General features: G+C 65.8%; 25 protein-coding genes and 1 riboswitch. Of the genes, 13 read left to right on the top strand and 12 right to left on the bottom strand.

The genetic code is table 11. The features are described 5' to 3' along the window. Positions 1–61: 61 nt before the first annotated feature. The 5 genes from JN302_RS34985 to JN302_RS34965 form a co-directional block, all read right to left on the bottom strand. Positions 62–508 (bottom strand): type II 3-dehydroquinate dehydratase, encoded by a 447-nt coding sequence (locus JN302_RS34985; protein WP_202330628.1) that lies wholly within the window; start codon positions 506–508, stop codon positions 62–64. A gap of 16 nt (positions 509–524) precedes the next feature. Then, entirely contained in the window at positions 525–1826 is a 1302-nt protein-coding gene (locus JN302_RS34980) for a TRAP transporter large permease (protein ID WP_202330627.1), read from the bottom strand. Next, positions 1823–2335 (bottom strand): TRAP transporter small permease, encoded by a 513-nt coding sequence (locus JN302_RS34975; protein ID WP_202330626.1) that lies wholly within the window; start codon positions 2333–2335, stop codon positions 1823–1825. The genes JN302_RS34980 and JN302_RS34975 overlap by 4 nt, the downstream gene beginning before the upstream one ends. Before the next feature lie 137 nt (positions 2336–2472). Then, complete coding sequence (gene dctP / locus JN302_RS34970; RefSeq protein ID WP_202308890.1) at positions 2473–3459, bottom strand: TRAP transporter substrate-binding protein DctP; 987 nt, start codon at positions 3457–3459, stop codon at positions 2473–2475. A gap of 146 nt (positions 3460–3605) precedes the next feature. Continuing rightward, positions 3606–4511: a shikimate dehydrogenase gene (locus JN302_RS34965; protein ID WP_202330625.1), complete on the bottom strand. Its 906-nt coding sequence runs from the start codon at positions 4509–4511 to the stop codon at positions 3606–3608. Between the two features lie 135 nt (positions 4512–4646). On the opposite strand from JN302_RS34965, the gene JN302_RS34960 reads away from it, so the two are divergent. Further along, the gene (locus tag JN302_RS34960; RefSeq protein ID WP_202308888.1) at positions 4647–5315 is read left to right on the top strand and encodes a TetR/AcrR family transcriptional regulator; all 669 of its coding nucleotides are present in this window, start codon (positions 4647–4649) and stop codon (positions 5313–5315) included. A 100-nt stretch (positions 5316–5415) separates the two neighbouring features. On the opposite strand, the gene JN302_RS34955 is transcribed toward JN302_RS34960, so the two are convergent. Together JN302_RS34955 and ppk2 are read right to left on the bottom strand one after the other, a co-directional pair. Then, positions 5416–6270, bottom strand: coding sequence for a transporter substrate-binding domain-containing protein (locus JN302_RS34955; protein WP_202330624.1), 855 nt, complete (start codon positions 6268–6270; stop codon positions 5416–5418). Positions 6271–6279: 9 nt separating this feature from the next. Next, on the bottom strand, positions 6280–7191 hold the full coding sequence (ppk2, locus tag JN302_RS34950) for a polyphosphate kinase 2 (protein WP_202330623.1): 912 nt from the start codon (positions 7189–7191) through the stop codon (positions 6280–6282). Between the two features lie 138 nt (positions 7192–7329). Here ppk2 and JN302_RS34945 point away from each other — a divergent pair, with 138 nt between their 5' ends. From JN302_RS34945 to JN302_RS34925, 5 genes are all read left to right on the top strand, one after another. Further along, on the top strand, positions 7330–8598 hold the full coding sequence (locus tag JN302_RS34945; protein WP_202330622.1) for an ATP-binding protein: 1269 nt from the start codon (positions 7330–7332) through the stop codon (positions 8596–8598). Positions 8599–8726: 128 nt separating this feature from the next. Next, a complete protein-coding gene (gene phoU / locus JN302_RS34940; RefSeq protein WP_202330621.1) occupies positions 8727–9452 on the top strand; it encodes a phosphate signaling complex protein PhoU in 726 nt (241 codons plus the stop codon). A 469-nt stretch (positions 9453–9921) separates the two neighbouring features. Beyond that, on the top strand, positions 9922–10197 hold the full coding sequence (locus JN302_RS34935; RefSeq protein WP_202330620.1) for a metal/formaldehyde-sensitive transcriptional repressor: 276 nt from the start codon (positions 9922–9924) through the stop codon (positions 10195–10197). 10 nt (positions 10198–10207) lie between these two features. After that, the gene (gene dmeF, locus JN302_RS34930; protein WP_202330619.1) at positions 10208–11125 is read left to right on the top strand and encodes a CDF family Co(II)/Ni(II) efflux transporter DmeF; all 918 of its coding nucleotides are present in this window, start codon (positions 10208–10210) and stop codon (positions 11123–11125) included. Between the two features lie 253 nt (positions 11126–11378). Then, a complete protein-coding gene (locus tag JN302_RS34925) occupies positions 11379–12311 on the top strand; it encodes a hypothetical protein (protein ID WP_202330618.1) in 933 nt (310 codons plus the stop codon). 127 nt (positions 12312–12438) lie between these two features. Here JN302_RS34925 and JN302_RS34920 read toward each other — a convergent pair whose 3' ends face one another. Beyond that, positions 12439–12951, bottom strand: coding sequence for a GcrA family cell cycle regulator (locus JN302_RS34920; RefSeq protein WP_202308880.1), 513 nt, complete (start codon positions 12949–12951; stop codon positions 12439–12441). 865 nt (positions 12952–13816) lie between these two features. Here JN302_RS34920 and JN302_RS34915 point away from each other — a divergent pair. The 3 genes from JN302_RS34915 (at position 13817) to JN302_RS34905 (ending at position 17064) form a co-directional block, all read left to right on the top strand. Further along, the gene (locus JN302_RS34915; RefSeq protein WP_202330617.1) at positions 13817–15013 is read left to right on the top strand and encodes an aspartate aminotransferase family protein; all 1197 of its coding nucleotides are present in this window, start codon (positions 13817–13819) and stop codon (positions 15011–15013) included. A gap of 13 nt (positions 15014–15026) precedes the next feature. After that, a complete protein-coding gene (gene argF, locus JN302_RS34910) occupies positions 15027–15938 on the top strand; it encodes an ornithine carbamoyltransferase (RefSeq protein WP_202330616.1) in 912 nt (303 codons plus the stop codon). A gap of 118 nt (positions 15939–16056) precedes the next feature. Beyond that, positions 16057–17064 carry an Hsp33 family molecular chaperone gene (locus tag JN302_RS34905; RefSeq protein ID WP_202330615.1) on the top strand — a complete coding sequence of 336 codons (1008 nt, stop codon included), beginning with the start codon at positions 16057–16059 and terminating at the stop codon, positions 17062–17064. Between the two features lie 662 nt (positions 17065–17726). On the opposite strand, the gene apaG is transcribed toward JN302_RS34905, so the two are convergent. Beyond that, positions 17727–18119: a Co2+/Mg2+ efflux protein ApaG gene (apaG, locus tag JN302_RS34900; RefSeq protein WP_202308876.1), complete on the bottom strand. Its 393-nt coding sequence runs from the start codon at positions 18117–18119 to the stop codon at positions 17727–17729. Between the two features lie 370 nt (positions 18120–18489). Here apaG and JN302_RS34895 point away from each other — a divergent pair, with 370 nt between their 5' ends. The 3 genes from JN302_RS34895 (at position 18490) to JN302_RS34885 (ending at position 20457) form a co-directional block, all read left to right on the top strand. Beyond that, complete coding sequence (locus tag JN302_RS34895; protein ID WP_202330614.1) at positions 18490–19095, top strand: CDP-alcohol phosphatidyltransferase family protein; 606 nt, start codon at positions 18490–18492, stop codon at positions 19093–19095. A gap of 670 nt (positions 19096–19765) precedes the next feature. Further along, positions 19766–20200: a DUF5681 domain-containing protein gene (locus JN302_RS34890; RefSeq protein WP_210382574.1), complete on the top strand. Its 435-nt coding sequence runs from the start codon at positions 19766–19768 to the stop codon at positions 20198–20200. Further along, on the top strand, positions 20197–20457 hold the full coding sequence (locus JN302_RS34885; RefSeq protein WP_202308873.1) for a hypothetical protein: 261 nt from the start codon (positions 20197–20199) through the stop codon (positions 20455–20457). Before JN302_RS34890 ends, JN302_RS34885 begins: the two co-directional genes overlap by 4 nt. Positions 20458–20587: 130 nt before the next feature. Here the strand turns inward: JN302_RS34885 and JN302_RS34880 are convergent, their stop codons facing one another. Then, a complete protein-coding gene (locus tag JN302_RS34880) occupies positions 20588–21784 on the bottom strand; it encodes an O-succinylhomoserine sulfhydrylase (RefSeq protein ID WP_202330612.1) in 1197 nt (398 codons plus the stop codon). 44 nt (positions 21785–21828) lie between these two features. Further along, a riboswitch (SAM riboswitch) is annotated at positions 21829–21905 on the bottom strand. A gap of 296 nt (positions 21906–22201) precedes the next feature. Here JN302_RS34880 and JN302_RS34875 point away from each other — a divergent pair. Continuing rightward, positions 22202–23287: a 2'-deoxycytidine 5'-triphosphate deaminase gene (locus JN302_RS34875; RefSeq protein WP_202330611.1), complete on the top strand. Its 1086-nt coding sequence runs from the start codon at positions 22202–22204 to the stop codon at positions 23285–23287. Between the two features lie 215 nt (positions 23288–23502). Here JN302_RS34875 and JN302_RS34870 read toward each other — a convergent pair whose 3' ends face one another. Further along, positions 23503–24393 (bottom strand): cytochrome c3 family protein, encoded by an 891-nt coding sequence (locus tag JN302_RS34870; RefSeq protein WP_202330610.1) that lies wholly within the window; start codon positions 24391–24393, stop codon positions 23503–23505. Between the two features lie 101 nt (positions 24394–24494). Further along, positions 24495–25670: a dipeptidase gene (locus JN302_RS34865; RefSeq protein WP_202330609.1), complete on the bottom strand. Its 1176-nt coding sequence runs from the start codon at positions 25668–25670 to the stop codon at positions 24495–24497. Positions 25671–25782: the final 112 nt, after the last annotated feature.

The raw sequence follows: 25782 nt of genomic DNA, 5'->3' as shown, positions 1-25782 counted from the left end.
CGCGAAAGCGCCCTTGGAGCGATGGTCCGACAAGCTGCGTTCGGCCGTCGGGAAGCTCCCTTCAGCCGTTCCTGTCCGCGACCATGTCGATCAGCGCGCGGACGGCGTGGGCGTAGCCGCGGGGGCCGAGCCCGGCCAGCACGGCGGTCGCCACCTTCGAAACCAGCGAATGGTGGTAGATCTCCTCGCGCCGGTGGATGTTCGAGATGTGATACTCGACGATCGGGCCGGGGAACATCTTGAGGGAATCGAGCAGCGGGATCGAGCGGAAGCTGAGGCCGGCCGGATTGATGAGGATGCCCGCCCCGTCGTCGATCGCCTCGTGCACCCAGTCGACGAGCTGGTGTTCCGCGTTCGACTGGTGGAAACGCACGGGGAACTCGCCGGCGGCCTGCCGGCAGATCGCCTCGATCTCGGCAAGGGTGGTGCTGCCGTAGATCTCGGGCTCCCGCTTGCCCAGGCGATTGAGGTTCGGTCCGTTGAGAATGAAGATCGGCTTCCCGGCCATGGCATTTCTCCCTGGATCACCCCTGATAGCCGAGCAGGCGCGGCAGCCACAGCACGGCATCGGGCATGAAGGTTATGAAGGCGAGCGCGCCGCCCATCGCGAAGAGGAAGGGCAGCACGTCGCGCACCAGGTCGCGCAGCGGCACCTCGGCGATGCGTGTCATGACGAACAGCAGGAGCCCGTATGGCGGCGTTATCAGGCCGAGCATGATGTTGACGACCACCATCACGCCGAAATGCACCATGTCGATGCCGAGCGCCTGCGCCGTGGGGATGAGCACCGGCACGATCACAAGCAGGATCGTCGTGCCCTCCAGGATGCAGCCGAGAACCAGCAGGATCACATTCACCAGGACCAGGAAGGCAAGGGGGGACAGGTCCCAGGCTTGCAGGATCAGCGACAGGGTCTGGGGAATGTTCTCGATCGTGACGACAAAGTTGAACACCAGCGCACCGGCGATCAGCATGCCGATCGACGCGGAGGTCCGCGCGCTCGAAAGGACCGAGCGATAGAAGTCGGCGAAGGAGACGCTGCGGTAGAGCACGACCGAGATCACCAGTGCGTAGCAGGCCGCCACGGCAGCCGCCTCGGTGGGCGTGGTCGCTCCGGAATAGATGCCGCCGAGCAGCACCACCGGCATCATCAGCGAGGGAAATGCGCGCCAGGTGATCCGGGGGAGTTCGCCGAGCGGCGTCGGCTTCTCGACGGGAAAGTTCCTGCGCCTGGCGTCCACGACGACGATCAGCATCTGCGCAAGCGCCATCAGCAGGCCCGGCACGACGCCGCCGAGAAAAAGATAGCCGATCGATGCATCCGAAACGAGGGCATAGAGGACCATCGGGATGGAGGGCGGGATGATCGGCCCGATCACGGCGGTGGCCGCGGTCAGGGCCGCGGCGTAGCTCGCCGGATATTTGCCGTCCTTCGTCATCATCTGCTGCATCATCTTGCCGGTGCCGGCCGCGTCGGCGATCGCCGAGCCCGACATGCCGGCAAAGATGACGCTCTGGAGTATGTTCACATGCGCCAGTCCGCCCCTGAAGCGCCCGACGATCGCGTTGCAGAAAGCCATCAGGCGATCGGTCATGGACCCGATATTCATCAGCTCCGCGGCGAGGATGAAGAGCGGCACGGCCAGGATGATGTAGTTGGTGTACATCCCGTTGAGGATCTGTTCGGCGGCCGTTCCCATGTCCAGCCCGGCCAGCATCAGGTAGAGGATCGAGCCCGCGATCATCGCATGCCCGATCGGCAGCCCGAGAAAGGCAAGCGCGGTGATGGCGACGACCGACAGGGAGAACGGACTGGCGAGGTTCATACGCCCGAACCCGCCTTCGCCGGATCGAATTCATCCGGCGCGCTGCCGAAGAGCGACTGCCATGCCAGCCACAGATAGCGGACGATGACGGCCATGACGAAGACCAGGTAGATCGAGAACAGCCAGTCGAATCTTATGTCCAGATAGGCGGTGCGCTCCACTTTCATGAAGGTCACATAATCGACCACCGCCGGAAACGAGATGCCGTAGAGAGCGACGAGCGCCGCGGCCGAAACCAGGAACATCGCGCGCCGGGCAGTTGGGCCTGCCGCCGCGTATATGAGGTCGAACCGTATCTCCTCCTCCTCGCGCACGACGAAGGCGGCGCCGAACAGGACGATCCAGATCCACAGGACGACGCTGATCTCGTTGGTCCAGCCGACAGGCAGGTTCAGCAGATAGCGGAAGACGATCTGCAGAAGGAACGCGGCGAACATCGCGACCAGCATTGCGGCCAGGACGTTCTCGGCGCGCGCGTAGAGCCATGAGCCAAGGCTCGCAAGTCTCATTTCCAGTTTGACCTCCCTGGGGAAGCGGCGTTCCGCCTCCATGGCTTATCCGGCTGGTCGCGCGCATGACACCTCGCAGCCTGCCGACCGGATCCGGATCGGGACCAGGCGTCAGAGCCTGGTCCCGATCCAGGGCGTCACAACGCGTTGATCTTGTCTACCATGCCTTCCGGCCAGTCCTTGGCCAGGTCGGAAGCCAGGTATTTCTCCTGTACATGCTTGCGGAACGCCGCGACGTCGGGCTCGTAGATCTTGAGGCCCTTGCCCTTGAAGGTCTCGACCAGTTCCTTCTCGCGGGCGAGATGCTTCTGCGTCGAAAAGTCGATCGCGGCGTCGGCGGCGGCCTGGAACTTCGCCTGCTTCTCGGCGCCCATTTCGTCCCAGACCTTTTTGGACACGGTGAGCAGGTCGAAGCCGACGAGATGCGATGTCAGCACGATCTGCGACATGACCTCGTAGAACTTCATGTTCTCGACATTCGGCAAGGGATTGTCCTGCCCGTCGATCGCGCCGGTCTGCAGGCCGGTATAGACTTCGGCATAGGCCATCGGCGTCGGGTTGGCCCCGAGCGCCTCGCCGAGGAACTGCCAGGCGTCGCCCCCTGGCATCCGCAGCTTGACGCCGGCCATGTCGGCAGGGGTCTTGATCTCCTTTTCGGGCTTGAGGCCGACCTGGCGCACGCCGAAATAGGTCGGCCCCAGAACGACGACGCCAAGCTGGTCCTCCGCCATCTTCTTCAATTCGGTGCCGGCCTCGCTGTTGAAGAAAGCCCTGACATGTGCCGCATCGCGGAAGAGATAGCCGGCCGTCACGATCGACCAGGCCGGTATCTGCTTCGAGATATCCTGCGGCGCGATGTTGCCCATCTCGAGATTGCCGCGCTGCAGCGCGACAAGTTCGGTGCCCTGCTTGAACAGGTTGCCGCCATAATAGCCTTCGAAGGCGAAGTCGTCCCCGATGGCATCGGCGAACATCTTCATCATCTCGGCGCGGATATCCTGTTCGGAGAAGACCGCCGAGAAGCGCAGCTTCGTTTTGTCCTGGGCAAGCGCAGGCATCGCTGTCGCCATGGCGACAGCTGCGGTGGCCGCCAGAAACCGGCGGCGGTTCAGATCGAGTGTCATGTCGTTTCCTCCCGTTGATGGTGTTTAGGCAGTCGAAAGAGCTCTGATGCGTTCGGCCAGTCGAGCCGTCAGGCCTTGCCGGCCCGCATGCACCGGAGCGGAGCTTCTCCGGGTCGATCGCGTCGATGCGATGCCCGCCGCCGCCTTCATGCCGCCGCCCCGAAATGATCGGCCATGGCGCCCATGTCGGCCGCGCGGCCGGTGAAGAGCTCGAACGCTCGCGCTGCCTGCCCGACCGCCATTCCGGTCCCGGGCAGTGTTCGGCAGCCGATCGCGCGTGCCCTGCGCAGCAATTCGGTCTCCTGCGGGAAATAGATCACGTCCGCGACCCATTGCCCGGCGTGCAGAAATTCCGGGGGGAACGGCGTGCCCGGATGTCTGGCCATGCCGACCGGCGTGGTGTTGACGAGGCCGTCGGCCGAAAGCACTGCGGTGCGCGCATCCTGCGCGACGGCGAATGCCGCCCTGCCGCCGCCCAGGCGTCGCACGAGTTCGTCCGCCCTGATATCGTCGCTGTCGACGATGGCGATCTCCCGCGCGCCGAGTTCGACCAGCGCGGTCGCGACGGCCGAACCCGCGCCGCCCGCGCCGAACACCGCTACCCGTCCCAGGGGGACATCGGCCATCTGGCGGCGAAAACTCTCCGCAAAGCCCCAGCAATCGGTGTTGTGGCCCACCCGCATCTGGCCGAACACCACGGTGTTGACCGCGCCGATGGCGCCGGCTTCCGGCGCGACGTCGTCGAGCAGCGGCAGCACCGCCTGCTTGAAGGGATAGGTGACGTTCACGCCGCGGAAACCGAGCCGCGACGCGGCATCGAGAACCCCGGCCAGATCGCCGTCGTCGAGCCGCAGCGCATCGAAATCGATCAGGACATAGGCGCAGCTGAGCCCGAGCCGCGCCGCCTCGCTTTCGTGCATGACAGGCGAACGCGAGAGCTGGATGCCGCGACCGACGAGCCCGATCAGCACGTCGGGTCGGCCGGTGCCTGCGATCGCATGGCGATGCACCAGCGCTTCGAGCGATCGCCCGATCGTGACCCTGTCCGACATGCCTCCTCCCTGGAGCGCCGTCGATGCGACGGCTTGTTTTCGTTCGGCCCGACCCGGTAAATGAAAATGACCGTTGCGAAACTATGTACGAACTGGTTAGTTTGTCAATGCCGCCTGGCGGCGAAAGAGGATTGCATGTCTCAGCCCAAGCCGGTCCGGAAGGATCGAGAGCCGCCGAAACGCCCGCAGAACCCCGATGTCACGCGGCGCGACATCCTGGACACGGCGTTGCGCGAATTTGCGATGAACGGCCTGTCGGGGGCGCGCGTCGACGAGATCGCCGCGCGCACGAAGTCGTCCAAGCGCATGATCTATTACTATTTCGGAGACAAGGAAGGGCTCTATTTGCAGGCGCTCGAGAATGCCTATCGCACGGTGCGCGAGGGCGAGGACGAGCTTGATACCGAGGGTCTGCCGCCGCGCGACGCGCTCAGGCGGCTGGTCGAATTCACTTTCGACCACCATCACGCGCATGAGGATTTCATCCGCATGGTGATGATCGAGAACATCCATCACGGCCAATATATCGATCGTTCCGACGTCATACGCGGCCTCAACGTGACCGCCATCGACCACATCGCCTCGATCTACCGCCGGGGCGTGGAGGAAGGCGTTTTCCGCGCCGGCCTCGACCCGGTCGAGCTGCACTGGCAGGTGAGTGCGCTCTGTTTCTTCAACGTCTCCAACCGCGCGACCTTCTCCAGGATCTTCGGGCGCGATTTCGGCGAGCCGAAGGCCTTGGCGAGACTGCGCGACAACGCCGTGGAAATGGTCCTGCGTTTCGTCGCCGCGGATCCCGCATGATCGGCACCGGAACAGCCGGGCAGCGCGACGTTGCCGGGCCGGTCAGTCTGGCGGCAACGTCTCGCGACCCGTGGGCCGGAGCGGATGCAACTGGCCGCACCTAATAGAAGCTGACCGGGAAGTAGCGCAGGTAGAGTTCGGCGAAGGTGCCCTTGGTGGCGATCTGCTGCAGGGCGTAGTCGAGCGCCGCTGCGAGTTCGGCATTGCCGTGCTCGGTGGCGACGGCGAGGCCGTTGCCGAGATATTCGGTCGAAAGATAGGGGCCGCCGGAAAAGCGGCAGCAGCCGGCGGAATCGGTGCCGGCCAGCCAGAAGGCGAGGCGCATGCCGTCGCCGAAGACGCCGGCGAGCTTGCCGTCCTTCAGATCCTGCAGCATCCAGTCCTGCCTGGAATAGGTCACGGCCTTCGTGTCGGGGAAATAGCTGCGCAGCATGCGTTCATGGGCTGAGCCCGCCATCACTCCGATCCGCTGGCCCGGCAGCTTGTCGAACAGCGGCTCCGTGAGTGATTTCGCCCGTGGCGTGACGAAGCGGGCGGGGAACTTCAGATAGGGGCGCGAAAAGTCGTAGCGTGCCCGGTTCTCGGCCGTGACGGCGAGGCCGGCGATGATCGCCTCGCCCTGTTTCTCCTGCATCGCCTTGTCGAGCTCGCCCCAGGGCAGGGCCTGGATCTGGCACTTCGGCATGATCTCCAGCTCGGCGCAGATGGCGCGGGCGAGGTCGACATGGAAACCGCTCAGCCGCCCGCTGCCGTCCAGATGGTTGAAGGGCGGAAAATCGATCGTGGTGAGGAAGCGCAGCCGCGGCAGCTTGGTGAGGTCGGGCTTGGGCAGCCTCTCCTTGATGTCCCAGAAGAGCGGGATCGCCGGCTCGGCCGCGTGCGCCGCAACCGCGGCTGGGGCCGTGAGCGACAGCAGGAGCGCGAGCGCCTTCGCGGTATTGCGGATCGATGTCATATCGGACGCTCAGGCCGCCGCGTTTCTCAGGAAGTCGGGGCCTTCGCCGATGATCTTCGGGTCGGCCTTGCCGATCCCGGCCATGTCGCGGCCGTCATAGGGCATCGATTGCAGAATGCGCCGGATGACGGCGAGGCGGGCACGGCGCTTGTCGTTCGACCGCACGATCACCCAGGGCGCATGGGCGCTGTGGGTGCGCTTGAACATCAGCTCGTGCACCCTGGTGTAGTCGTCCCACTTGGTCATGCCGGCGACGTCCATCGGCGAGAACTTCCAGTTCCGCAGCGGGCTGTGGCGCCGGTCGTGGAAGCGCTTCAGCTGCATCTCCTGGCCGATGCTCAGCCAGAACTTGAAGAAATGGATGCCGTCCCGGCAGATCTGCCTTTCGAAATGCGGCGTTTCCTCGAGAAAGCGCTCGTGCTGTTCGGGCGTGCAGAAGCCCATCACCGGCTCGACGCCGGCCCGGTTGTACCAGGACCGGTCGAAGGTCACGAACTCGCCGGCCGTGGGAAACTGGGCGACGTAACGCTGGTAGTACCATTGCCCGCGCTCGGTATCGCTTGGCTTGGTCAGGGCGACGTTGCGCGCGTTTCGCGGGTTCATGTTCTCGCGCGTGGCGTTGATGGCGCCGCCCTTGCCGGCGGCATCGCGGCCTTCGAACAGCGCCAGCACCCGCGCTCCTGATTTCTGCATCCACGCCTGCAGCTTCACCAGTTCGATCTGGAGGCGTTCCAGCGTGGCTTCGTATTCTTCCTCGTCCAGCCTGTCGTCATAGGGGTAGCCGCCCGAGGTCAGCGCGTTGTTCCTGACCCAGTCCGGCAACTTGGGGTCGTCGATGTCGAACTCCCGCTCCACGCCGCCGACCTTGATCCTGACGACCGGCGTGCCGCCCGCATCCGCCGTGGCGCCTTCGCTTTTCATGGTGCCGGGTCCTTTCTCTCGCCGCGCGCCATGCTATTTGGAGGCCGCGGCGCGGTCCAGCCGGCCGGCCGTTATTTCCCACGCCCGGTCATTTCCCTCGCCCGGTCGCGGACCGAACCGGAAGATCTGGATTTCGACATGACCGAGACGAGCGAACTGCAGGAGACGAGGGCGGCGCGGTTCCGGCGCAGGCTTTTCGCGTCCCGCTGGCCTTTGGCCGCCTCGACGGCCGCGATTGCTGCGGTTGCGGCCAGTCCGTCCTGGACGCTGGCGGCATGCGCTGTGGCGGCGGTCGTCTGCGTCGTGGCATTCGCGCCGCGTGGGCCCGCGGCCGTGCGCAACGCCGGCAAGGCACTGTCGTCGCGTGAGGGGAGGGCGCTCGCCAGGATCGCCGCCGAGGACGTGGCCGCGGCAGTGCCCGATCCGCTTGTCGTCTTCAACGCCAGCGGCGCGCTGGTCCACGCCAACCAGGCTGCGGAGGCGGCCTTCGGGCCGCTTGCATCAGGCATTTCCCTGCAGCTCAAGTTCCGCGCGCCGGAAATGCAGGCACTGGTCGAGAAGATCGCTTCCGGGCGCGCGTCGTCGGGCGTCGTCGACTATGCCGAGCGGGTGCCGGTGGAACGCGTCTTCCGCGTGGTGGCGACGTCGATCGGCAATGGCGAGCGGCTTTTCGCGCTGGTTTTCAAGGATCAGTCCGAGGTGCGCCGGATCGACCGCATGCGGGCCGATTTCATCGCCAATGCCAGCCACGAACTCAGGACGCCGCTGGCCTCCATCGCCGGCTTCGTGGAGACGCTGCGCGGCCCGGCGCGCAACGACCCCGCCGCCCGCGACCATTTCCTGCAGATCATGCAGAACCAGACCTCGCGCATGGCGCGGCTGATCGACGACCTCCTTTCCCTCTCGCGGCTCGAGATGAAGCCCTTTCTGAGTCCGGGCGCCAGGCTCGACGTCAGGCAGATACTGCAGAGCGTGATCGACTCCCTGGCGCCGCTGGCGGCCGATTCCGGCGTCCTGATCGAGAAGCACGTGCCCGAAGCGGTGGCCGAGGTCGCGGGCGACCGCGACGAGCTGTTCCAGGTGTTCGAGAACCTGCTGGAGAACGCCATCAAATATGGCCAGTCGGGCGGCAAGGTGGTCGTGTCGATCGACGAGACCGCGCAAGCCGGCAGGCGCGAGGTCGAGGTCACGTTCCGCGACTTCGGTCCCGGCATTCCCGAAGAGCATATTCCGCGCGTCACCGAGCGCTTTTATCGTGTCGATGTGGAGACCAGCCGGGCGCAGAAGGGCACCGGCCTGGGGCTGGCCATCGTCAAGCACATATTGACCCGCCACAACGCCCGCCTGTCGATCCGCTCCAAAGTCGGCGAGGGTGCCGCCTTCACCGCGCATTTTCCTGCCCCGTGACTTGCATTTCCTCGCCCGTTCGATTTTGTCGGCTAACGAATGCGCGGTTTCTTTTTTCCGTCATCCCTGTAGCCTACCTATAGGGAAAGACGAAGAATCGCCGCTGCCGCGGGAGGATGGAAGATCAAATGCTGAGCAGGCATACGGTCCGGGCCTATGACGAGGAGCTGAAGTTCCTGGCGACGCGCATCGGCGCGATGGGCGGCCATGCCGAACGCATGGTGGACCAGGCGGTCGTCGCGCTCGTCAATTCCGACACCGCGCTTGCCGGGAAGGTGATCGCCGACGACGTCGTGCTCGACGAGGGCCAGCGCGAGATCGACGAAAAGGCGATCCTGATCATCACCAGGCGGCAGCCCGTGGCCGACGACCTGCGCGAGATCATCGGCGCGATCCGCATCTCGGCCGATCTGGAGCGGGTGGGCGACCTCGGCAAGAACATCGCCAAGCGCGTCGTCGCGGTCACCCAGGGGCGCCAGCCGCCGAGCCTCTTCCGCGGCCTCGAGGCCCTGGCGGAACTGGCCCTGACCCAGCTCAAGGAAGTGCTCGACGTCTACGCCTCCCGCACCATCGACCGTATCGGCTTCGTACGCGACCGCGACGATCAGATCGACGCCATGTACACGTCGCTGTTCCGCCAGTTGCTGACCTATATGATGGAAGATCCGCGCAACATCACGGCCTGCACCCATCTGCTCTTCTGCGCCAAGAACATAGAGCGCATCGGCGACCACGCGACCAACATAGCCGAGACCGTCTACCATATCGTCACCGGTGAGCAGATGCCGCCGGAGCGGCCGAAAGAAGACAAGAGCCACAACGTCACGCTTGGCGCCGATCCGGCTGCGGGGTGAGTTTGCACGGCAATAGCTTCTGCGTTGCTCACAAACACATGTAGGGACGCGGCAGGCTGTCTTCTCCCCGTTTACGGCTAAGGCGTGCACACATCGCGGAATACCCCTCATCCGACCTCGCTTCGCGAGGCCACCTTCTCCCACAAGGGGAGAAGGCAAGGCTTGCAAAAGCGCTCCGGCCAATCGTCGACGTTGGTGATTTGCAGAGCCAGCCAAGCCGGGCACCTGCCTTCTCCCCTTGTGGGAGAAGGTGGCCTCGCGAAGCGAGGTCGGATGAGGGGTACCCCGCGATGTGTGCATGCCCTAGCCGTTTGCGGGGAGAAGGTGGCGGCAGCCGGATGAGGGCATTTCGCAGCTTTCCTTATCTTCATGGCGGGGGCCAGCGCGACAGTCAAAATCGGATCCATGAAGCGGCCGGCCGGCGGCACCGGGTTGCCCGAACGTCCCATATAGGGTAGGAGGGTATACTATGTCGCACGTCAAATCGAACAGGGATCAGCTCCTCGCGCGCATCCGGCGGATTGCCGGCCAGGTCGCGGCCATTGAGAAGGCGATCGACAGCGACGCCGGCTGCGCCGTCGTCCTGCACCAGGTCGCCGGCGTACGCGGCGCGATCGGCGGCCTGATGGACGAACTTGTCGAGGATCACGTCCGTCAGCATGTGGCACGGCCCGACCTCACGGATGAAGCCCGTGAAGCCGCGGCGGAGGAACTCGTCATGGCGATGCGTCGCTACGTGAAATGAGGAGCAGCCTTTGACCAGCCAGCCGGAAGCCGGCGCCCTGAGCCATGAGCATGTCTTCCTCGGGGAGAGCCACGACGAGAGCGCCCGGCGTACCCTGTGGGTCGTTCTTCTCACCACGCTCATGATGATCGGCGAGATCGTCGCCGGCAGCGTCTTCAATTCGATGGCGCTGCTTGCCGACGGCTTCCATATGGCGACCCATGCCGGCGCGCTGGCGGTGGCCGCCGGCGCCTACGCCTTCGCGCGGAGGCACGCGCATGACCGGCGCTTCAGCTTCGGAACCGGCAAGGTGGGGGATCTTGCCGGCTTCGCCTCGGCGCTTGTCCTGGCGCTCGTCGCGCTCGGTATCGGCGTGGAGTCGGTCGGCCGCCTGTTCGATCCGCGTCCTGTCGCGTTCGGCGAGGCGACGCTGGTCGCCGTGCTCGGTCTCGTGGTCAACGCGCTCAGCGCTCTCCTGCTATCGGGGGGCCATCGTCACGGCCGTCACCATCACGACCATGAGGACCATGCGCATCACGGGCATCGCGACAACAATCTGCGCTCGGCCTTCGCCCATGTTCTGGCCGACGCCCTGACCTCCGTGCTGGCGATCGTCGCCTTGGTCGCGGGCCGCTATCTCGGCTGGATCTGGCTCGATCCCGTCATGGGCATCGTCGGCGCGATCGTCATCGCGTCATGGTCGTGGAGCCTGTTGCGCGACACCGCCGGGGTCCTGCTCGACGCGTCCGATCAGCAACTCGAGGCCGAAATCCGCCAGAGGGTCGAGCGCGAGGGTGACGCGCGGATCACCGACCTGCATGTCTGGCGGGTCGGACCCGGCGCCTGTGCGGCAATCGTCTCCTTCACGGGGCGTGACACTTCCGAGGCCGTGCGGCGGCGGCTGACGGCCGTCCACGATCTCGCTCATGTGACGGTCGAGGCGCGGTAGAGCCTTTCCGTCGCCCGCGCGGAAGCGCCGCCCGGTAGCAAAGCCCCCCTACCGCATCTTCGAGCCTGATGGGCGCCTTTGGGGACGGGGTGGAGTTTGATGGCCTCGAGCCGGTCGCCGGATATGAGGGACGAAAACGGCAGTTGCGCAGCGGCGGCAACTGGAGAAAATTGGGTGTATCCATGCGGGAAACGGGTGCATGCTGGCGCTGCCGTGTCGTCGGGGCGCCCGACGAGGTAGGGCGAGGCAACGCGTGACGAGATCCGTAACGGTGTCGGGAAGGGCACAAGGCGAGTGGCTTCGGGGGTCCGGCGCCGACGGCCTGTCGGCCGAGACGATCGCCGCGCTCGCCGCGCATCCTCGCTTCGACGAGGCGATCAGGCTGGTCGCGGCCGGCATGGTGCGGCTCCATCGCGGCAATCGGCTGGTCAGCACGCTGGTCAGCGATCGCGGCCGCTTCGTGATCGGCTATCTCTGCGTCTATCTCCATTACTTCGGTGATGACGGGCACGGGCCAGGCCTGACGACGAGCCGCATGCGCGCGCTCTGCGTCGAACAGAAGCTCTGCAGCGGCAATCGGGCGGAGGCCGTGCTGGCCTTGATGCGGCTGGCCGGCTATCTCGCCGCGGCGCCGGCCTCCGCCGACCGGCGCATCCGCCTGCTTGTCCCGACGGACCGGCTGATTTCCTCGTTGCGGGAGCGCTGGGCCAACCAGTTCGAGGCCATGCGGCGGGTTCTGCCGGAAGGGGATCGGGCGCTCGCGGCGCTTGGTCGGCCTGAATTCACGCCGGCCTTCGTGCGCCATCTCTCGATCCGTTTCTTCGCAGGCTTCCGCCTTCTGGACCAGGCGCCCGATCTCGAACTGTTCATGGAGCGCAATGCCGGCATCGTGGTCTTGCTCCATCTGGCATTAACCGGTGCGCAGAGTGGGCCCTTCCCGCCCGAGGGCCCGATTCCCGTCTCGATTTCGGCAATTGCCGCCCGCTTCGGCGTCTCCCGCTCGCATGTGCGCAAACTGTTGCGGGACGCCGGCGATGCCGGTCTGATCCACCGGCCCGACGCCGACGGCAGCCATATCGGCCTCTCGCCGCGGCTGGTGAAGGCCGTGCGCGTTTTCCTCGCCGCGGCGCTGCTGTTCCTCGCTCACTGCGCCGTCGCCGCAATCGACGAGATCGACGCGGTCTGAGCGCTCGCGGCTGGAAGTACGGCGCCGCCCGGGTTGCGAAATGGACCGCGCGAGCGGCTGTGTTTCCCGCTGAGCGGCCCGGACGGGCCGTCGCGGACGACGGGGCGCCCTCCGTTCCTGGCGAGCCTTATCGGCGGCGGCGCTCGGCGGCCGGCTGATATGCGATGCGCGAGTGGTAACCGCAATATGGCCCGGTGTCGGCGCAGTCGTTGCCGCAGAAGCTGAAGTCTTCCGAAAGCGGATCGCCGTTCGGCCATTTGCAGGTGCGCTCGCTGAGCTGCACCAGCTTGAGCCGTCGCGAGATCGGCACCACCACCTCTTCCTGCGGGCGCAGATATTGCCGCGCCACCGGCGCGGCCTCGAACTGCACCTGCAGCGCGGTCGCGCCGACCGAGACCGTGACCGGCCGGGTCACCGTCGTCGTGCGCGTCACCGATTTCGTGACGGGCGTGGCGGCCGGCGCCTTCTTCTGGCGGGTCGGGGCGGCGGCCGACCGGCCGCGGCTCGACAGCTTCAGCCGGTGCACCTTGCCGATGACCGCGTTGCGGCTCACGCCGCCGAGCTGCGCTGCGATCGTGCTGGCGCTCAGGCCCTCGGCCCACAGTTTTCTCAAGAGTTCGACGCGTTCGTCAGTCCACATGGAACATGCTCCTGAAGCTGCGTACGGTGAATCCGGGAATCCGCTCGCAACCGACCGCAGCCGGCGCGATACCACATATATTCCAGTGACTAGGGTCGCCGCACGAAATCTAGTTTTTTTCTTGCCTTCTACCTACTCTATCGGTTGACTCCGTGACAAGAGTCGCTTTGGCAGCCTGACTCGGTTTTCGCAGTTTTCCCCAACTTGCCTTGTCAGTCTGTCACAACAGGCTGGCGCGAGGCTGGAGCCGCCGAGCTGGCCGCTTCCTTGCGCCGTCCCGTCCGGCGCGGGAGCGAGCGTTGCCTTTCAGGCCTTCCCGGCGCCGCCGCGCTCGATCGCCGGCGATCTTCGCTGTCCGCGGTCGCAGAAGTCGATCTTGCGGATGGGGAGCCGGCAGGGAGCCCGCCAAGGATAACGATCATTTGTGGTCTGTTGCTTTCGACGTCAAGGGTTCGGGCCGGTCGTGCTGCGATGCCGATGAAGTCCGGATATGGCCCTGTTGTGGCGGGATCGCATCATCTTGCGTCCTTGAGCCGGCAGCAGTCCGCCCGCCACGATCGCCGCGGCGCCCAGCCAGACGCGGGCACCGGCAGGTCGCCCAACATGAGGTCCGATGCACACCGCGCCCCTTCATCGCGGACGGTCGTTCCGATCTTGCCGCGAGGATTGCAAGGCGCTCTTGCGCAGGTTGCACGCGGTTTCGTGCCTCCTCCCGCAGGCCACCTTTTCGTTGACTTCGGGCCGGAAAAAACGGATATGTCAGCAACGGCCGCCTTTTGGGCGGCCTTTTACTTTCCAGGCTGCCGGAGGGGTCTGGTCGGCACGCCAGCCGCTCGGCTCCCTCATCTTTCCGGAGTGACAGAGAATGAGCGGTTCGGCGCTTTACGAGACTTTTGCTCGCGCACCCCTGGCTTTCGAGCGAGGCGAGGGCGTCTGGCTGGTCACGGAAAGCGGCGAGCGATATCTCGACTTCGCCGGCGGCATCGCCGTCAACTCGCTCGGCCACAGCCACCCGCATCTGGTCGCAGCGCTTGCCGAGCAGGCGGCCAGGCTTTGGCATGTGTCCAATCTCTACGAGATCCCCGGCCAGCGCCGCCTCGGCGAGCGCCTCGTCGAGGCGAGCTTCGCCGACAAGGTGTTCTTCACCAATTCGGGTGCCGAGGCGCTGGAATGCGCGATCAAGACGGCGCGCCGCTACCACTTCGTCAACGGTCATCCGGAGCGCTTCCGTACCATCACCTTCGAAGGCGCCTTCCATGGCCGCACGCTGGCCACCATCGCGGCCGGCGGCCAGGCCAAATATCTGGAAGGTTTCGGCCCGAAGGTGGAAGGTTTCGACCAGGTCGCCTTCGACGACATCGATGCCGCCGAGAAACTGATCGGGCCCGAGACGGCGGCGATCCTGATCGAGCCCGTGCAGGGCGAGGGCGGTGTGCGTCCCGTGCCCGGCGCCTCGCTCAGGCGGCTGCGCGATCTGTGCGACAAGCACGGCCTGTTGTTGATCTTCGACGAGGTGCAGTGCGGCGTCGGCCGCACCGGCAAGCTGTTCGCCTATGAGTGGAGCGGCGTCGCGCCCGACATCATGGCGATCGCCAAGGGCATCGGCGGCGGCTTCCCGATGGGCGCGTGCCTCGCCACCGACGCGGCCGCATCGGGCATGACGGCCGGCGTGCATGGCACGACCTTCGGCGGCAATCCGCTCGCCATGGCGGTCGGCAATGCCGTGCTCGACGTGGTTCTGGCTCCGGGCTTCCTCGACGAGGTATCGCGCAAGGCGCTGCTCATGAAGCAGGGCCTCGCCGCCGTTGCCGACGAGTTCCCCGACGTGTTCGAGGGCATCCGCGGCACCGGCCTGCTGCTCGGCCTGAAATGCCGCGTGCCCAACACCAGGGTCAATATGGCGCTGCGCGACGAGAAGCTGCTCGCCGTGCCGGCCGGCGACAACGTCGTTCGGCTCCTGCCTCCGCTGACGATCTCCGACGAGGAGATACGCGACGGCCTCTCGCGCATCAGGGCCGCGGCCGGGCATCTCGCCGAGCTCCCGGCCCCCGCGGCGAGCTGATCGGAGGCGCTGAATGGGCATTCGTCATTTCACCGACCTGTCGACCGTATCGGCGGCGGAACTGCGCGCGATCCTCGACGACGCCGCGGCGCGCAAGAGCCGGCTCAAGGCGGGCGAGCTGAGCCGCCCCTTCGAGGGCAAGGTTCTCGCCATGATCTTCGACAAGCCGTCGACGCGCACACGCGTCTCCTTCGACGTCGCCATGCGCCAGCTCGGCGGCGAGACGATCATGCTCACCGGCACCGAGATGCAGCTCGGCCGCAGCGAGACCATCGCCGACACCGCCAAGGTGCTGTCGCGTTACGTCGACATCATCATGATCCGCACCACCGCCCATGCGCGGCTGCTGGAGCTGACCGAGCACGCCACCGTGCCTGTCATCAACGGGCTCACCGACGATACGCATCCCTGCCAGCTCATGGCCGACGTCATGACCTATGAGGAGCATCGCGGCAGCGTCGCCGGCAAGACCTTCGCCTGGACGGGCGACGGCAACAATGTGCTGCATTCGCTGCTCGAGGCTTCGGCGCGGTTTCGCTTCAAGGTCAATGTCGCCGTGCCCGAAGGCAGCGAGCCGGAGCCGAAATATGTCGACTGGGCCGAGCGCAACGGCGGCCAGATCGTTTTTACACCCAGCGCCGAAGCGGCGGTCAGGGATGCCGATTGCGTCGTCACCGACACCTGGGTGTCCATGGGCCAGGAGCATCGTGCGCGCGGCCACAACGTGTTCATGCCCTATCAGGTCAATGCCGCGCTGATGCGGCAGGCGAAGCCCGATGCGCTGTTCATGCATTGCCTGCCCGCGCATCGCGGCGAGGAGGTCACCGACGAGGTGATCGACGGTCCGAACTCCGTGGTCTTCGACGAGGCCGAGAACCGGCTGCACGCTCAGAAGGCGGTGCTCGCCTGGTGTCTGGGCGCTTGAACGGCGAGGGGGTGATGCCTATGTCAGGCCCATCACCCCAAAAAGATGGCGTGGCGCAGGTTCTTTCCGGACGCGGACGGCGTTCGAAGATGCCCTCGCGGCGCGCCGGAGAACAACCATGCCGGAAACCGCGATCGTGACTGAACAGCAGCCCAAACTCGGCGAATTCGGATTTGCCGGCGACGACCATGTCGTGCCTTTCGAGGTCGGCCCGCTCGACGTGCGCGGCCGCATTGTCCAGCTCGGACCGATGCTCGACCAGATCCTCGGCCGCCACGACTATCCCGAGCCCGTGGCGCGCCTCCTGGCCGAGGCCTCCGTGCTGACCGTGCTGCTCGGCACGCTGCTGAAATTCGAAGGCAAGTTCATCCTGCAGACGCGCACCGACGGCCCGGTCGACATGCTGGTCGTCGATTTCGCGACGCCGCGGGCGCTGCGCGCCTATGCGCGCTTCGACGCGGACCGTCTGGCGGCGGCCGTGGCGGCAGGCGAGGCCTCGCCGAAGGATCTGCTCGGCAAGGGCGTGCTGGCGCTCACCATCGACCAGGGTGCTCATACGCAACGCTACCAGGGCGTCGTGCCGCTCGACGGCACCTCGCTCGAGGATGTGGCGCGCGTCTATTTCCGCCAGTCCGAGCAGATTCCGACCGATGTCCGCCTGTCGGTGGCCAGGATGCGGCTGCCGGGCGAGGGCGCCGGACACGAACATTGGCGGGCCGGCGGCATCCTGGCGCAGTTCCTGCCCGAAGCGCCGGAACGGCTGCGCCTCGCGGATCTGCCCGGCGGAAACGGTGACGACGATGAGGACGACGATCCCACCGACAATGCCTGGCAGGAACTGCTTGCGTTGTTCGAGACGATCGAGCCGAGCGAACTCATCGATCCCACGGTCGGCGCCGAGCGGCTGCTCTACCGGCTTTTCCACGAGCACGGCGTGCGCGTTTTCACAGGCATCCCGGTCGCCGACGAATGTTCCTGCTCGCGCGAGAAGATCCGCGGCATCCTCGAGAGCTTCACCGCCGAGGAGATCGTCGAGAGCACCGAGAACGGCAACATCCGCGTCAATTGCGAGTTCTGCTCGACCGAATATCTCTTCGATCCCACGGAGTTCGCCAAGGCGGAGTGATGCTTCCTCTGGAGGCAATCTTTGACCGCTGCGAATTGCCCCTCATCCGGCTGCCCGTCCTCCGCAGCAGCCGCGGAGGGTGGACCGCCACCTTCTCCCCGCATTGCGGAGAGAAGACCGCCTGCCGCGATGACGGCGCTCAATCGGCAACGCTGAAGATTGGCGAAGCCGGCGGCGACCCGCAAGCGGCTAGTGCATGCACACATCGCGAGGTACCCCTCATCCGACCTCGCCCTTGCGGGCGAGGCCACCTTCTCCCACAAGGGGAGAAGGCAAGGCTTGCAGGAGCGCTCCGGCCAATCGTCGACGTTGGCGATTTGCAGAGCCGGCAAAGCCAGGCTCCGACCTTCTCCCCTTGTGGGAGAAGGTGGCCTCGCGAAGCGAGGTCGGATGAGGGGTATCCCGTGTGCAAGGGCCACAAGGCACGGGCAAGTAGGCGACTCGGTGGCCGTAACCAACGTCTTGGCCCGCAGAGAATATGTGCATCCCCTAGCCGTAAACGGGGAGAAGGTGCCGGTCCACCCTCCGCGGCTGCTGCGGAGGACGGGCAGCCGGATGAGGGGCAATTCGCGGCGTCGCCGATTCTGCCATCCGACTGAAGCACAACGGCTTTCCGCCGGCACTTTCATGGACAGGCGCCTGCCGGCGAACCGATGACCGCGTCAATTCACCGTCCGCGAGAGCCCCGGAATGTCGAGCGAGAAGGCCGGAATCGCGACGTCGAACAGCTCGCCGCGCTCGTTGCGCATGGTGTAGCGGCCGACCATGATGCCCGAAGGGGTCGTGAGCGGACAGCCCGACGTATACTGATAGCTGTCTCCGGGGTTCAGTTCCGGCTGCTCGCCGACGACTCCGGCTCCGCGCACTTCCTCGACCCGACCCTTCGCGTCGGTGATGTGCCAGTAGCGGGTGAGCAACTGGACGAAGTCGTCGGAATGGTTGGCGATGGTGATGCGATAGGCCCAGACATAGCGGTTCTCGGAAGGGTCCGAACGATCGTCGAGATAGAACGGCTCGACCTTCACCTCGATGTTGCGCGTCACCGCCTGATACATCAGTTCTGCGTCTCCGGTCCGTGATTCTGGCCGATCCTGCAGCCGACGCGGAAAATCATACCATATCAGCGGCATTTTGACGTCGATTGCTTCCATAGGCCGGGGTGGACTGCAGCGACAACGGGCTCTCGCAATGTGGCGGTTCGCCTGCGGGGTTGGCGGCACCGGTTCAGTCGATCCGTCGGCCGCACCAGAGCATCGGACCCGGAATCGAATACCGGTTTCGGGATGAATCCGATGCTACAAGCAATGCCTGGAGCGGCGGACGCACCAATTCCACCGGTGCGCCCGCCGCTCCAGGACTTAATTCAAGGATCGAGCCGCCAGGAAACGGCTCCGATTCCCGGGCCGGTACGACAGCGGAGGAAGCATGCTCGACGGATGGGCGCGGCGAAAACTCGACCCGATGCTGGACGTCGTCGCCGGCCGATTGGCCGATGCCGGCGTCTCGGCCAATGCGATCACCGTCGCCGCCTGCCTCGTCGGTCTCGCCGCGGCGGCGGCGATCGCGTCCGGCCTGTTTGTGTCGGGGCTTCTCCTGCTGCTCCTCAGCCGCCTCGGCGACGGGCTCGACGGCGCCGTGGCGAAGAGGCGCGGCAAGACCGATCTCGGAGGCTATCTCGACATCGTGCTCGACTTCGTCTTCTACGGCGCCGTGCCGCTCGGCTTCGCCCTGGCCGACCCCACGGCCAACGCGCTCGCCGCGTCCGGCCTCCTCTTTTCCTTCTATATCAACGGCTCGAGTTTTCTTGCCTATGCGGTGATGGCCGAGAAGCGCAAGATGACGAGCGAGGCCCGGGGGCCGAAGTCGCTGTTTTTCACGACAGGCCTCGCCGAGGCGACGGAGACCATCCTGGTCTTCGCCCTGTGCTGCCTGTTCCCGTCCTGGTTCGCATGGATCGCCTGGGCTTTCGCGGCACTGACGCTTTACACCGCGCTGTCGCGCATCGTGCTCGCGGCGCGCACTTTCGACTGAGGCCGGCGCTTCGGTTGGCTCGTGGCGGCGGATACCGGGTGGACGGCGCCGCCTGGGACGGGCCTCGGCGCGGTCTGACCGCATTGTTGAAGGACCTCGCGCCGACGTTTTGAGGAGCGATACGCTGTAGGCCGGATGCCGTTTCTTCGCTGTAGTAGATCCGCCCGATCACTTCTTGCTGACCATGTCACATTTCCTTTGACAACTGTTCGACGACCGACGATTTTCTGACCTTCAGCGTCACTTTCGAAGAACTATGCCCGCCGGGCTTTGATCGCGGCGGTCCGTCGTTCAGCCCGCGACCTGGGATCGTTGCGCCGCCGTGGAAACAGCGTCGCAGCGCGCGTCCAGAAGGATTGCCGAAACCGTGGTCGCAGCCAGTTTCCGGCCGGCCCGAGGGGCGCTGTTGCAGGGCCCGCCGAAATGGCCGCTGTCCTGCAAATTCCCTGTTCTTTGCAGGACGCATGCCGAAAGCACGATGCGCGAGCGTCGCCGCTGGAGCGCGTCGGGCGCTCATGCAGCGCCCGGCTCGGCTTGAGGCATGTCTCCCGAAAGTGGGAACCGGTTTCGGAACAAAGACAGTGCGCAACAACAGACACCTCAAGCGCGTCACGCGCATCCGAAAGATCGCGACGCGCTTTAGCGTTTTGGCCCCTGAAGGAGATCGATGATGGCACGTGAAGGAAGCAGGAAGACGCAGTTCAAGCCGGGCCAGTCCGGCAACCCGAAGGGGAGGGCGCCGGGTTCACGAACGAGGAAGCTGGCCATTCTCGACCATCTGGGTGAGCAGTCGGCCGAGGCGATACTGGTCGCCACGATCGATGGCGCAAAGTGTGGCGATACGTCGGCGGCCCGCGCCATCCTCGATCGCGTCTGGCCGGCCCGCAGGGGCGCCCGGGTCGCGTTCGACCTGCCCGAGATGGCCGGGGCCGGCGAACTCGCTGCCGCCATCGCCAGCGTCAACAGGCAGGTCGCCGCCGGTGTCCTGTCGCTGGAGGAGGGCTCCCTTGTGATCGGGCTGCTCGACGCCCAGCGCAAGGCGCTCGAGACGGGAGAACTGGTCGCGCGTATCGCGGCGCTTGAGGAAAGGATCGGCTTGAAATGAGTGCCGCCATCACATCGCGTCTCGCCGCGCTCGAGGCGGCGAGACCGCCTGCATCCATGGAACGCCGGGTGGTGACGGTCGTCTCGGGCGAGGGGCAGGAAGCCGCCGTCAGGAAACTGCTCCGCAGCCACGGCCTGGACCCGAAGGCCGGCAACCTGCTCATCATTCGCCGCTGCATCGTGTCGGCGCCGGCAGAGGAGCCTTATCGGGAGCCGCCCTATCTGCTCGGCTTCGGCGAGCAGCCCGACGGACTTTGATGCGAACGATCGCAGTGATTTCAGTCGAAGACGCTGCCTGCCCGCCGCCCGATAACGTTCCGGCGGCGAGCACTATTCCTGCTGTTGGAGCGGGGGCGAGGACGTTGGAGCTTCGTCCCTGATGCTGCCCCTATGGTTGCGCCGCGGCGAGCGCGCCGTCGATATCGGCAATGAGGTCGCCGGCATCCTCCAGCCCCACCGAGATGCGCAGCGTGCCCGGCCCGATGCCGAGTTCGGCGCGCGCTTCGTCGGAGAGGTTCTTGTGCGTCGTGGTCGCGGGATGCGTCACCAGGCTCTTGGCGTCGCCGAGATTGTTGGAGATCCGCACGATGTCGAGCGTGTTCTGGAAGGCGAAGGCCGATTTCTTGCCGCCCTTCAGCTCGAAGCAGATCAGCGTCGAGCCGCCGCTCATCTGGCGCCGGATCACGTCGGCCTGCGGATGGTCCGCCCGGCCCGGATAGATGACGCGTGCCACGGCAGGGTGGCCGGCGAGATGGTCGGCGATCGTGCCGGCGCTCTCCGTCTGCTGGCGCACGCGCAGCGGCAGCGTCTCCAGCCCTTTCAGCAGGGTCCAGGCGTTGAACGGCGACAGGCTCGGGCCCGTGTGCCGGAAATAGTCGTGCAGGTTCTCGTCGATCCACTTCTTGTCCGACAGGATGACGCCGCCGAGACACCGGCCCTGGCCGTCTATGTGCTTGGTGGCGGAATAGACGACGATATGGGCACCGAGCTCCAGCGGCTTCTGCTGCAGCGGCGTGGCGAAGACGTTGTCGACGATGAGCTTGGCGCCGATCTGGTTGGCGAGCCTGGCCACGGCGGCGATGTCGATCACCTCCAGCGTCGGGTTGGTCGGGCTTTCCAGGAAGAACAGCCTGGTGTTCGGCCGGACCGCCTTTTCCCATTCCTCGGGCCTGGTGCCGTCGACGAGCGTGGTCTCGATGCCGTATCGCGGCATCAAAGTCTCGACCACCCAGCGGCACGAGCCGAAAAGCGCGCGCGCCGCCACCACATGGTCGCCGGCCCTGGCGCTGCACAGAAGCGCGGCAGACACGGCCGCCATGCCTGAAGACATCGCCCTCGCATCCTCGGCGCCTTCGAGCGCGCACATGCGCTTCTCGAACATGTCGACCGTCGGATTGGCGTAGCGGGAATAGATGAAGCCGGGTTCTTCGCCCTTGAAACGCGCCTCGGCCGCCTCGGAGCTGTCATAGACGAAGCCCTGGGTCAGATAGATCGCCTCGGACGTTTCGCCGAAGGCTGACCGCGTCGTTCCGCCGTGAACAAGTGCCGTCTGCGGCTTCCAGTTGCGCTTCCCTTGCGATGCCATCGACATATCTCCAGACACAAAAAAACCGGCCGCGAAAGTCGCAACCGGTCCACGTCACGGCCCTTTAGCGACTTGTTTAACGTGGCTGCAAGCCGACCGGCAAATCACCACGGGATAAGGCTCCTTTAGACCTTGCGCGTTCTTGCGTCAATCGCGCCGGTGATTAAAGGTCCATGACCCTTTGTGCCAGGCATGTTGGTGCGGACGTCATGCGGGGCGGATTGGCCGCTATGGCGATTGAGGTCGCCAGCATCCAGGTGATTGGGTAATTGCCAACGGTCGACCTTGTCGACCGTTGGAGCGCGCGACCGCGCGCCGCGCCCGTTGGCGCGAAAGCCAAGCGGCCCGGATGGGCCGCGCCGGCGATTGAGGCCGCCTGAATACGCCAGTATTCAGGCCTTGGTATAGGAGTTCGTCTTGCGTCAGTCTGGCATTCTTCCCGATCACGAGATCGCCGCTCTGTTCGACGCCGGCGCGCTCGCATTCCGCCGTCCGCTCGACAACGACCAGATCCAGCCTGCCAGTCTCGACCTGCGCCTGGGCGAGAAGGCGTATCGTGTGCGCGCGAGTTTTCTCCCTGGCCCCGGCCATAAGGTCGCGGACAAGCTGGACAGGCTGAAGCTTCACGAAATCGACCTGACAGCAGGCGCGGTTCTGGAGACAGGCTGCGTCTATATCGTGCCGCTGCTTGAAACGCTGGCGCTGCCAGCCGATGTCGCGGCGTCCACCAATCCCAAGAGCTCCACCGGCCGGCTCGACATCTTCACCCGCGTGATGACCGACCACGGCCAGGAATTCGACAAGATGCCCGCCGGCTATACCGGCCCGCTGTTCATCGAGGTCAGCCCGCGCACCTTTCCGATCGTGGTCCGCACCGGCTCACGCCTGTCGCAGGTCAGGTTCCGCAAGGGCAAGGCCCAACTCACCGAAGCTGAACTCGGCGCTCTCCATCAAGACGAAACCCTGGTCGCGTCGGAACAGCCCAACATCTCCGGCGGCGGCATCGCGCTGTCCATCGACCTGACCGGGGGCGCCGATGGTCTGGTTGGCTATCGAGGCAAGCATCACACCGGCCTGATCGACGTCGACAAGCGGGCCGCCCAGGACGTGCTCGATTTCTGGGAGCCGCTCTATGATCGCGGCGCCGGCGAACTGGTGCTCGACCCGGACGAATTCTACATCCTTGTCTCGCGTGAGGCCGTGCACGTGCCGCCGCTCTACGCCGCCGAGATGACGCCTTTCGATCCGCTGGTCGGCGAATTCCGCGTCCACTATGCCGGCTTCTTCGATCCCGGCTTCGGCCATTCCGCCGCGGGCGGCACCGGCAGCCGGGCCGTGCTCGAGGTGCGCAGCCACGAGGTGCCCTTCATCCTCGAGCACGGCCAGATCGTCGGCCGCCTCGTCTACGAACATATGCTGGCGCGGCCCAAGGCGCTCTACGGTGCCGACCTCGCCTCCAACTACCAGGCCCAGGGCCTGAAGCTGTCGAAGCACTTCCGGTAGTTCCCGCGCATCGGGGCGCCGTGCCCGGCACGCCATCCCGGCCGAGACACCTCACGCATCCCCCGCGCCTTCGTCATCCTCGGGCTCGACCCGAGGATCTATGCCGTGACCTAGCCGCCGTGCTCGACCGCCCGGCAATGCCGGAGCAGCCCCTCATTCAGGACTATGTGCAGTGACACCGCGAAGGCACATTGCCATCGCGCCGGCGCATCGCCTCAATCTGCATGGCACCCCATGCAATGATCGATCGGCCCGGTCTTGCGGCCGGCCGCTTTCTCCTCCCGGTGGCATTCGCCGCAGAAGGCGTGGAACATCCTGTCGACCCGCATCGGTTCCGAGATCGTGAGCCGCTTGTGGCACGTGATGCAGTTCTCCTTGCCGCTGCGGTCGACGAAATTGTGATGGCAGGTCGTGCAGGCGATGCTGCCGTGGTCGCCATGCGAGAAACCGGCGTGATCGACGGTCGATGCGCGCAGGCCGGCGAGGCGGGTTTGCGCAAGCGGCCCGGCTGCGAGCGCCGCCGCGGCGCCGGTCCCCAAACCGAGTGTCACGATCAGCGCGGGCAGATGCCGTTCGGCGGGATTGCCGGCTACGAGCAGCATGGCCACGCCGCACGCCACGAGCGAGACGATTGTGAATGTGCTTCCCGCCACGAGCGCCACATGCGCCCCCGCGGCCGCGCAGGCGACAAGGCCGGCGATGCGGTGGAGACCCAGTGTCGCCGGCGGGCCGACACGCAGCCGCAGGCTTCGCGATCGCCGTACCGCCAGCGTCATCGACAGGGCGATCGCCGCGCCAAGCCCGAGCGCGATCTCGACGGGCATGGCCGCCGAGAGCCATCGCCAGATTTCGGGCTCCTGCGCGACCACCGACAGGATGTGCGCGAAAAGTGCCGCGATCGCCAGTCGGCCCAGCGGCGCGTGCCATGTGGGTCTTCGGGGAGCGGGCGGAATGGCGACGGCCGCAGCAGCCAGCAGCAGCGCGGCGACACCCGGGATGCGGACGAGCCACCAGGCAGCATCGGTCGGCTGCATGACCAGCAAGAGGACGGCCGCCGCAACCGAGGCAAGACCCGCCCGGGAACGGTATCGAACAAACCGCTGCATGTTGCGGAAGCTATCGGGATGAGGCTGCCCGCATCATGCCCGATGCCGGAGTGTCAGTCGACCTCCGCCTTATGACGGCCGATCGATGTGACTTCCGTCGCTCAATCCGGCAGGTTCTCCAGCAGGAAGCGGATCTGGTTGCCGCCCATTGCCTTGCCGATCTCCTCGTCGGTGAAGCCTTGCGCAATCATCGCGTCGGTCACCTGCACCAGCCCGGTCGCGTCGAAGGGCGTCGCGACCGCGCCGTCGAAGTCCGAGCCGAGCGCCAGATGGTCGATGCCGATGACGTCGGCGGTGTGGCGCTGAGCCTTGGCGATGGCCGCGGCATCCGTTCCGCAGATCGCCGTCTCCCAGAAACCGATGCCCACCAGCCCGCCATTCTTCGCGACGGCGCGCAACTGGTCGTCGCTCAGGTTGCGGCGGTTGTCGCATGTGCCCTTCACGCCGGTGTGGGAGACCACGATCGGTCGTGTGGCCAGCGCGAGCACGTCGTCGATCTGCACCGGCGAGGCATGGGCGATGTCGACGATCATCTTCTTTTCTTCCATGCGCCGGATCATGTCGCGGCCCTTCTCAGTCAGCCCGCCCTTTTCCATGCCATGGGCAGACCCGCCCATTTCCGTGTCGAAGAAATGCGCGGCCGACATCATGCGGTAGCCGGCGTCGAACATGACATCGACATTGGCCGGATCGCCTTCGAGCACATGGGCGCCCTCGATGGCGAGCAGGCCGGCGACGATGTTGGGTTCCGCCTTGCGCCGCTCAAGGAAGCGTACGAGGTCGTCCCGGCTCTTGATCAGCACGAATTTGTTGTCGGAGCGCGCCGCCATGTCGTGCAGCCGGGCGGCCTGGTAGAGCGCGCGTTCCTTGAGGCTGAACCAGGTGCGCGGCGGCCAGCGCTGGCCGAGCGCGAGCAGCGTTATGTCGTCGCTATCGTCGTCGTTCTCCTCGATGTTGAGATTGTGAGGCGACTTGGTCACCACCGAGAAGACCTGTAGCGCGACGTTGCCTTCCGAAAGCCTCGGAATGTCGACCTGGCCGCGTGTGCCGCGTTCCGTCAGGTCGCGTCCCCACAGCAGGGGATCGGCATGCAGGTCGGCCACCTCGATCGTGCCGTGCAGGGCCCTGGCCTTCTCGGAAGCGGCATAGGGTGCGGGGTGCAGGACGCCGTTCATCGCCGCCTCGACCTGGGCCGGCAGCACGAAGAAGAAGAAGCCGAGCCCGGCCACCACCAGCAAGGCCAGCGCCCAGGCGAGAATACGGATGCCGCGTTTCATGGATCTCCCCCGCTGGAGCGACGACTCGTCCGGGATCATCGCCGAAAGACCTGAAAGCCGATAGTGGGGGGCGCCTGGGGAGCCGATGCAGGATGTCTGGTGTTGCTCAGAC

It is taken from the genome of Mesorhizobium sp. L-8-3, from assembly GCF_016756615.1.
In the GTDB taxonomy this organism is placed as follows: Bacteria; Pseudomonadota; Alphaproteobacteria; order Rhizobiales; family Rhizobiaceae.
This window is presented reverse-complemented; position numbering and strand designations above follow the sequence as displayed.

Excerpts from the sequence above, each read along its gene's own strand:
- JN302_RS34985 (WP_202330628.1), bottom strand. The coding sequence starts at position 508 with ATGGCCGGGAAGCCGATCTTCATTCTCAACGGACCGAACCTCAATCGC.
- JN302_RS34980 (WP_202330627.1), bottom strand. The coding sequence starts at position 1,826 with ATGAACCTCGCCAGTCCGTTCTCCCTGTCGGTCGTCGCCATCACCGCG.
- JN302_RS34975 (WP_202330626.1), bottom strand. The coding sequence starts at position 2,335 with ATGAGACTTGCGAGCCTTGGCTCATGGCTCTACGCGCGCGCCGAGAAC.
- dctP (WP_202308890.1), bottom strand. The coding sequence starts at position 3,459 with ATGACACTCGATCTGAACCGCCGCCGGTTTCTGGCGGCCACCGCAGCT.
- JN302_RS34965 (WP_202330625.1), bottom strand. The coding sequence starts at position 4,511 with ATGTCGGACAGGGTCACGATCGGGCGATCGCTCGAAGCGCTGGTGCAT.
- JN302_RS34960 (WP_202308888.1), top strand. The coding sequence starts at position 4,647 with ATGTCTCAGCCCAAGCCGGTCCGGAAGGATCGAGAGCCGCCGAAACGC.
- JN302_RS34955 (WP_202330624.1), bottom strand. The coding sequence starts at position 6,270 with ATGACATCGATCCGCAATACCGCGAAGGCGCTCGCGCTCCTGCTGTCG.
- ppk2 (WP_202330623.1), bottom strand. The coding sequence starts at position 7,191 with ATGAAAAGCGAAGGCGCCACGGCGGATGCGGGCGGCACGCCGGTCGTC.
- JN302_RS34945 (WP_202330622.1), top strand. The coding sequence starts at position 7,330 with ATGACCGAGACGAGCGAACTGCAGGAGACGAGGGCGGCGCGGTTCCGG.
- phoU (WP_202330621.1), top strand. The coding sequence starts at position 8,727 with ATGCTGAGCAGGCATACGGTCCGGGCCTATGACGAGGAGCTGAAGTTC.
- JN302_RS34935 (WP_202330620.1), top strand. The coding sequence starts at position 9,922 with ATGTCGCACGTCAAATCGAACAGGGATCAGCTCCTCGCGCGCATCCGG.
- JN302_RS34920 (WP_202308880.1), bottom strand. The coding sequence starts at position 12,951 with ATGTGGACTGACGAACGCGTCGAACTCTTGAGAAAACTGTGGGCCGAG.
- JN302_RS34915 (WP_202330617.1), top strand. The coding sequence starts at position 13,817 with ATGAGCGGTTCGGCGCTTTACGAGACTTTTGCTCGCGCACCCCTGGCT.
- argF (WP_202330616.1), top strand. The coding sequence starts at position 15,027 with ATGGGCATTCGTCATTTCACCGACCTGTCGACCGTATCGGCGGCGGAA.
- JN302_RS34905 (WP_202330615.1), top strand. The coding sequence starts at position 16,057 with ATGCCGGAAACCGCGATCGTGACTGAACAGCAGCCCAAACTCGGCGAA.
- apaG (WP_202308876.1), bottom strand. The coding sequence starts at position 18,119 with ATGTATCAGGCGGTGACGCGCAACATCGAGGTGAAGGTCGAGCCGTTC.
- JN302_RS34895 (WP_202330614.1), top strand. The coding sequence starts at position 18,490 with ATGCTCGACGGATGGGCGCGGCGAAAACTCGACCCGATGCTGGACGTC.
- JN302_RS34890 (WP_210382574.1), top strand. The coding sequence starts at position 19,766 with ATGGCACGTGAAGGAAGCAGGAAGACGCAGTTCAAGCCGGGCCAGTCC.
- JN302_RS34885 (WP_202308873.1), top strand. The coding sequence starts at position 20,197 with ATGAGTGCCGCCATCACATCGCGTCTCGCCGCGCTCGAGGCGGCGAGA.
- JN302_RS34880 (WP_202330612.1), bottom strand. The coding sequence starts at position 21,784 with ATGGCATCGCAAGGGAAGCGCAACTGGAAGCCGCAGACGGCACTTGTT.
- JN302_RS34870 (WP_202330610.1), bottom strand. The coding sequence starts at position 24,393 with ATGCAGCGGTTTGTTCGATACCGTTCCCGGGCGGGTCTTGCCTCGGTT.
- JN302_RS34865 (WP_202330609.1), bottom strand. The coding sequence starts at position 25,670 with ATGAAACGCGGCATCCGTATTCTCGCCTGGGCGCTGGCCTTGCTGGTG.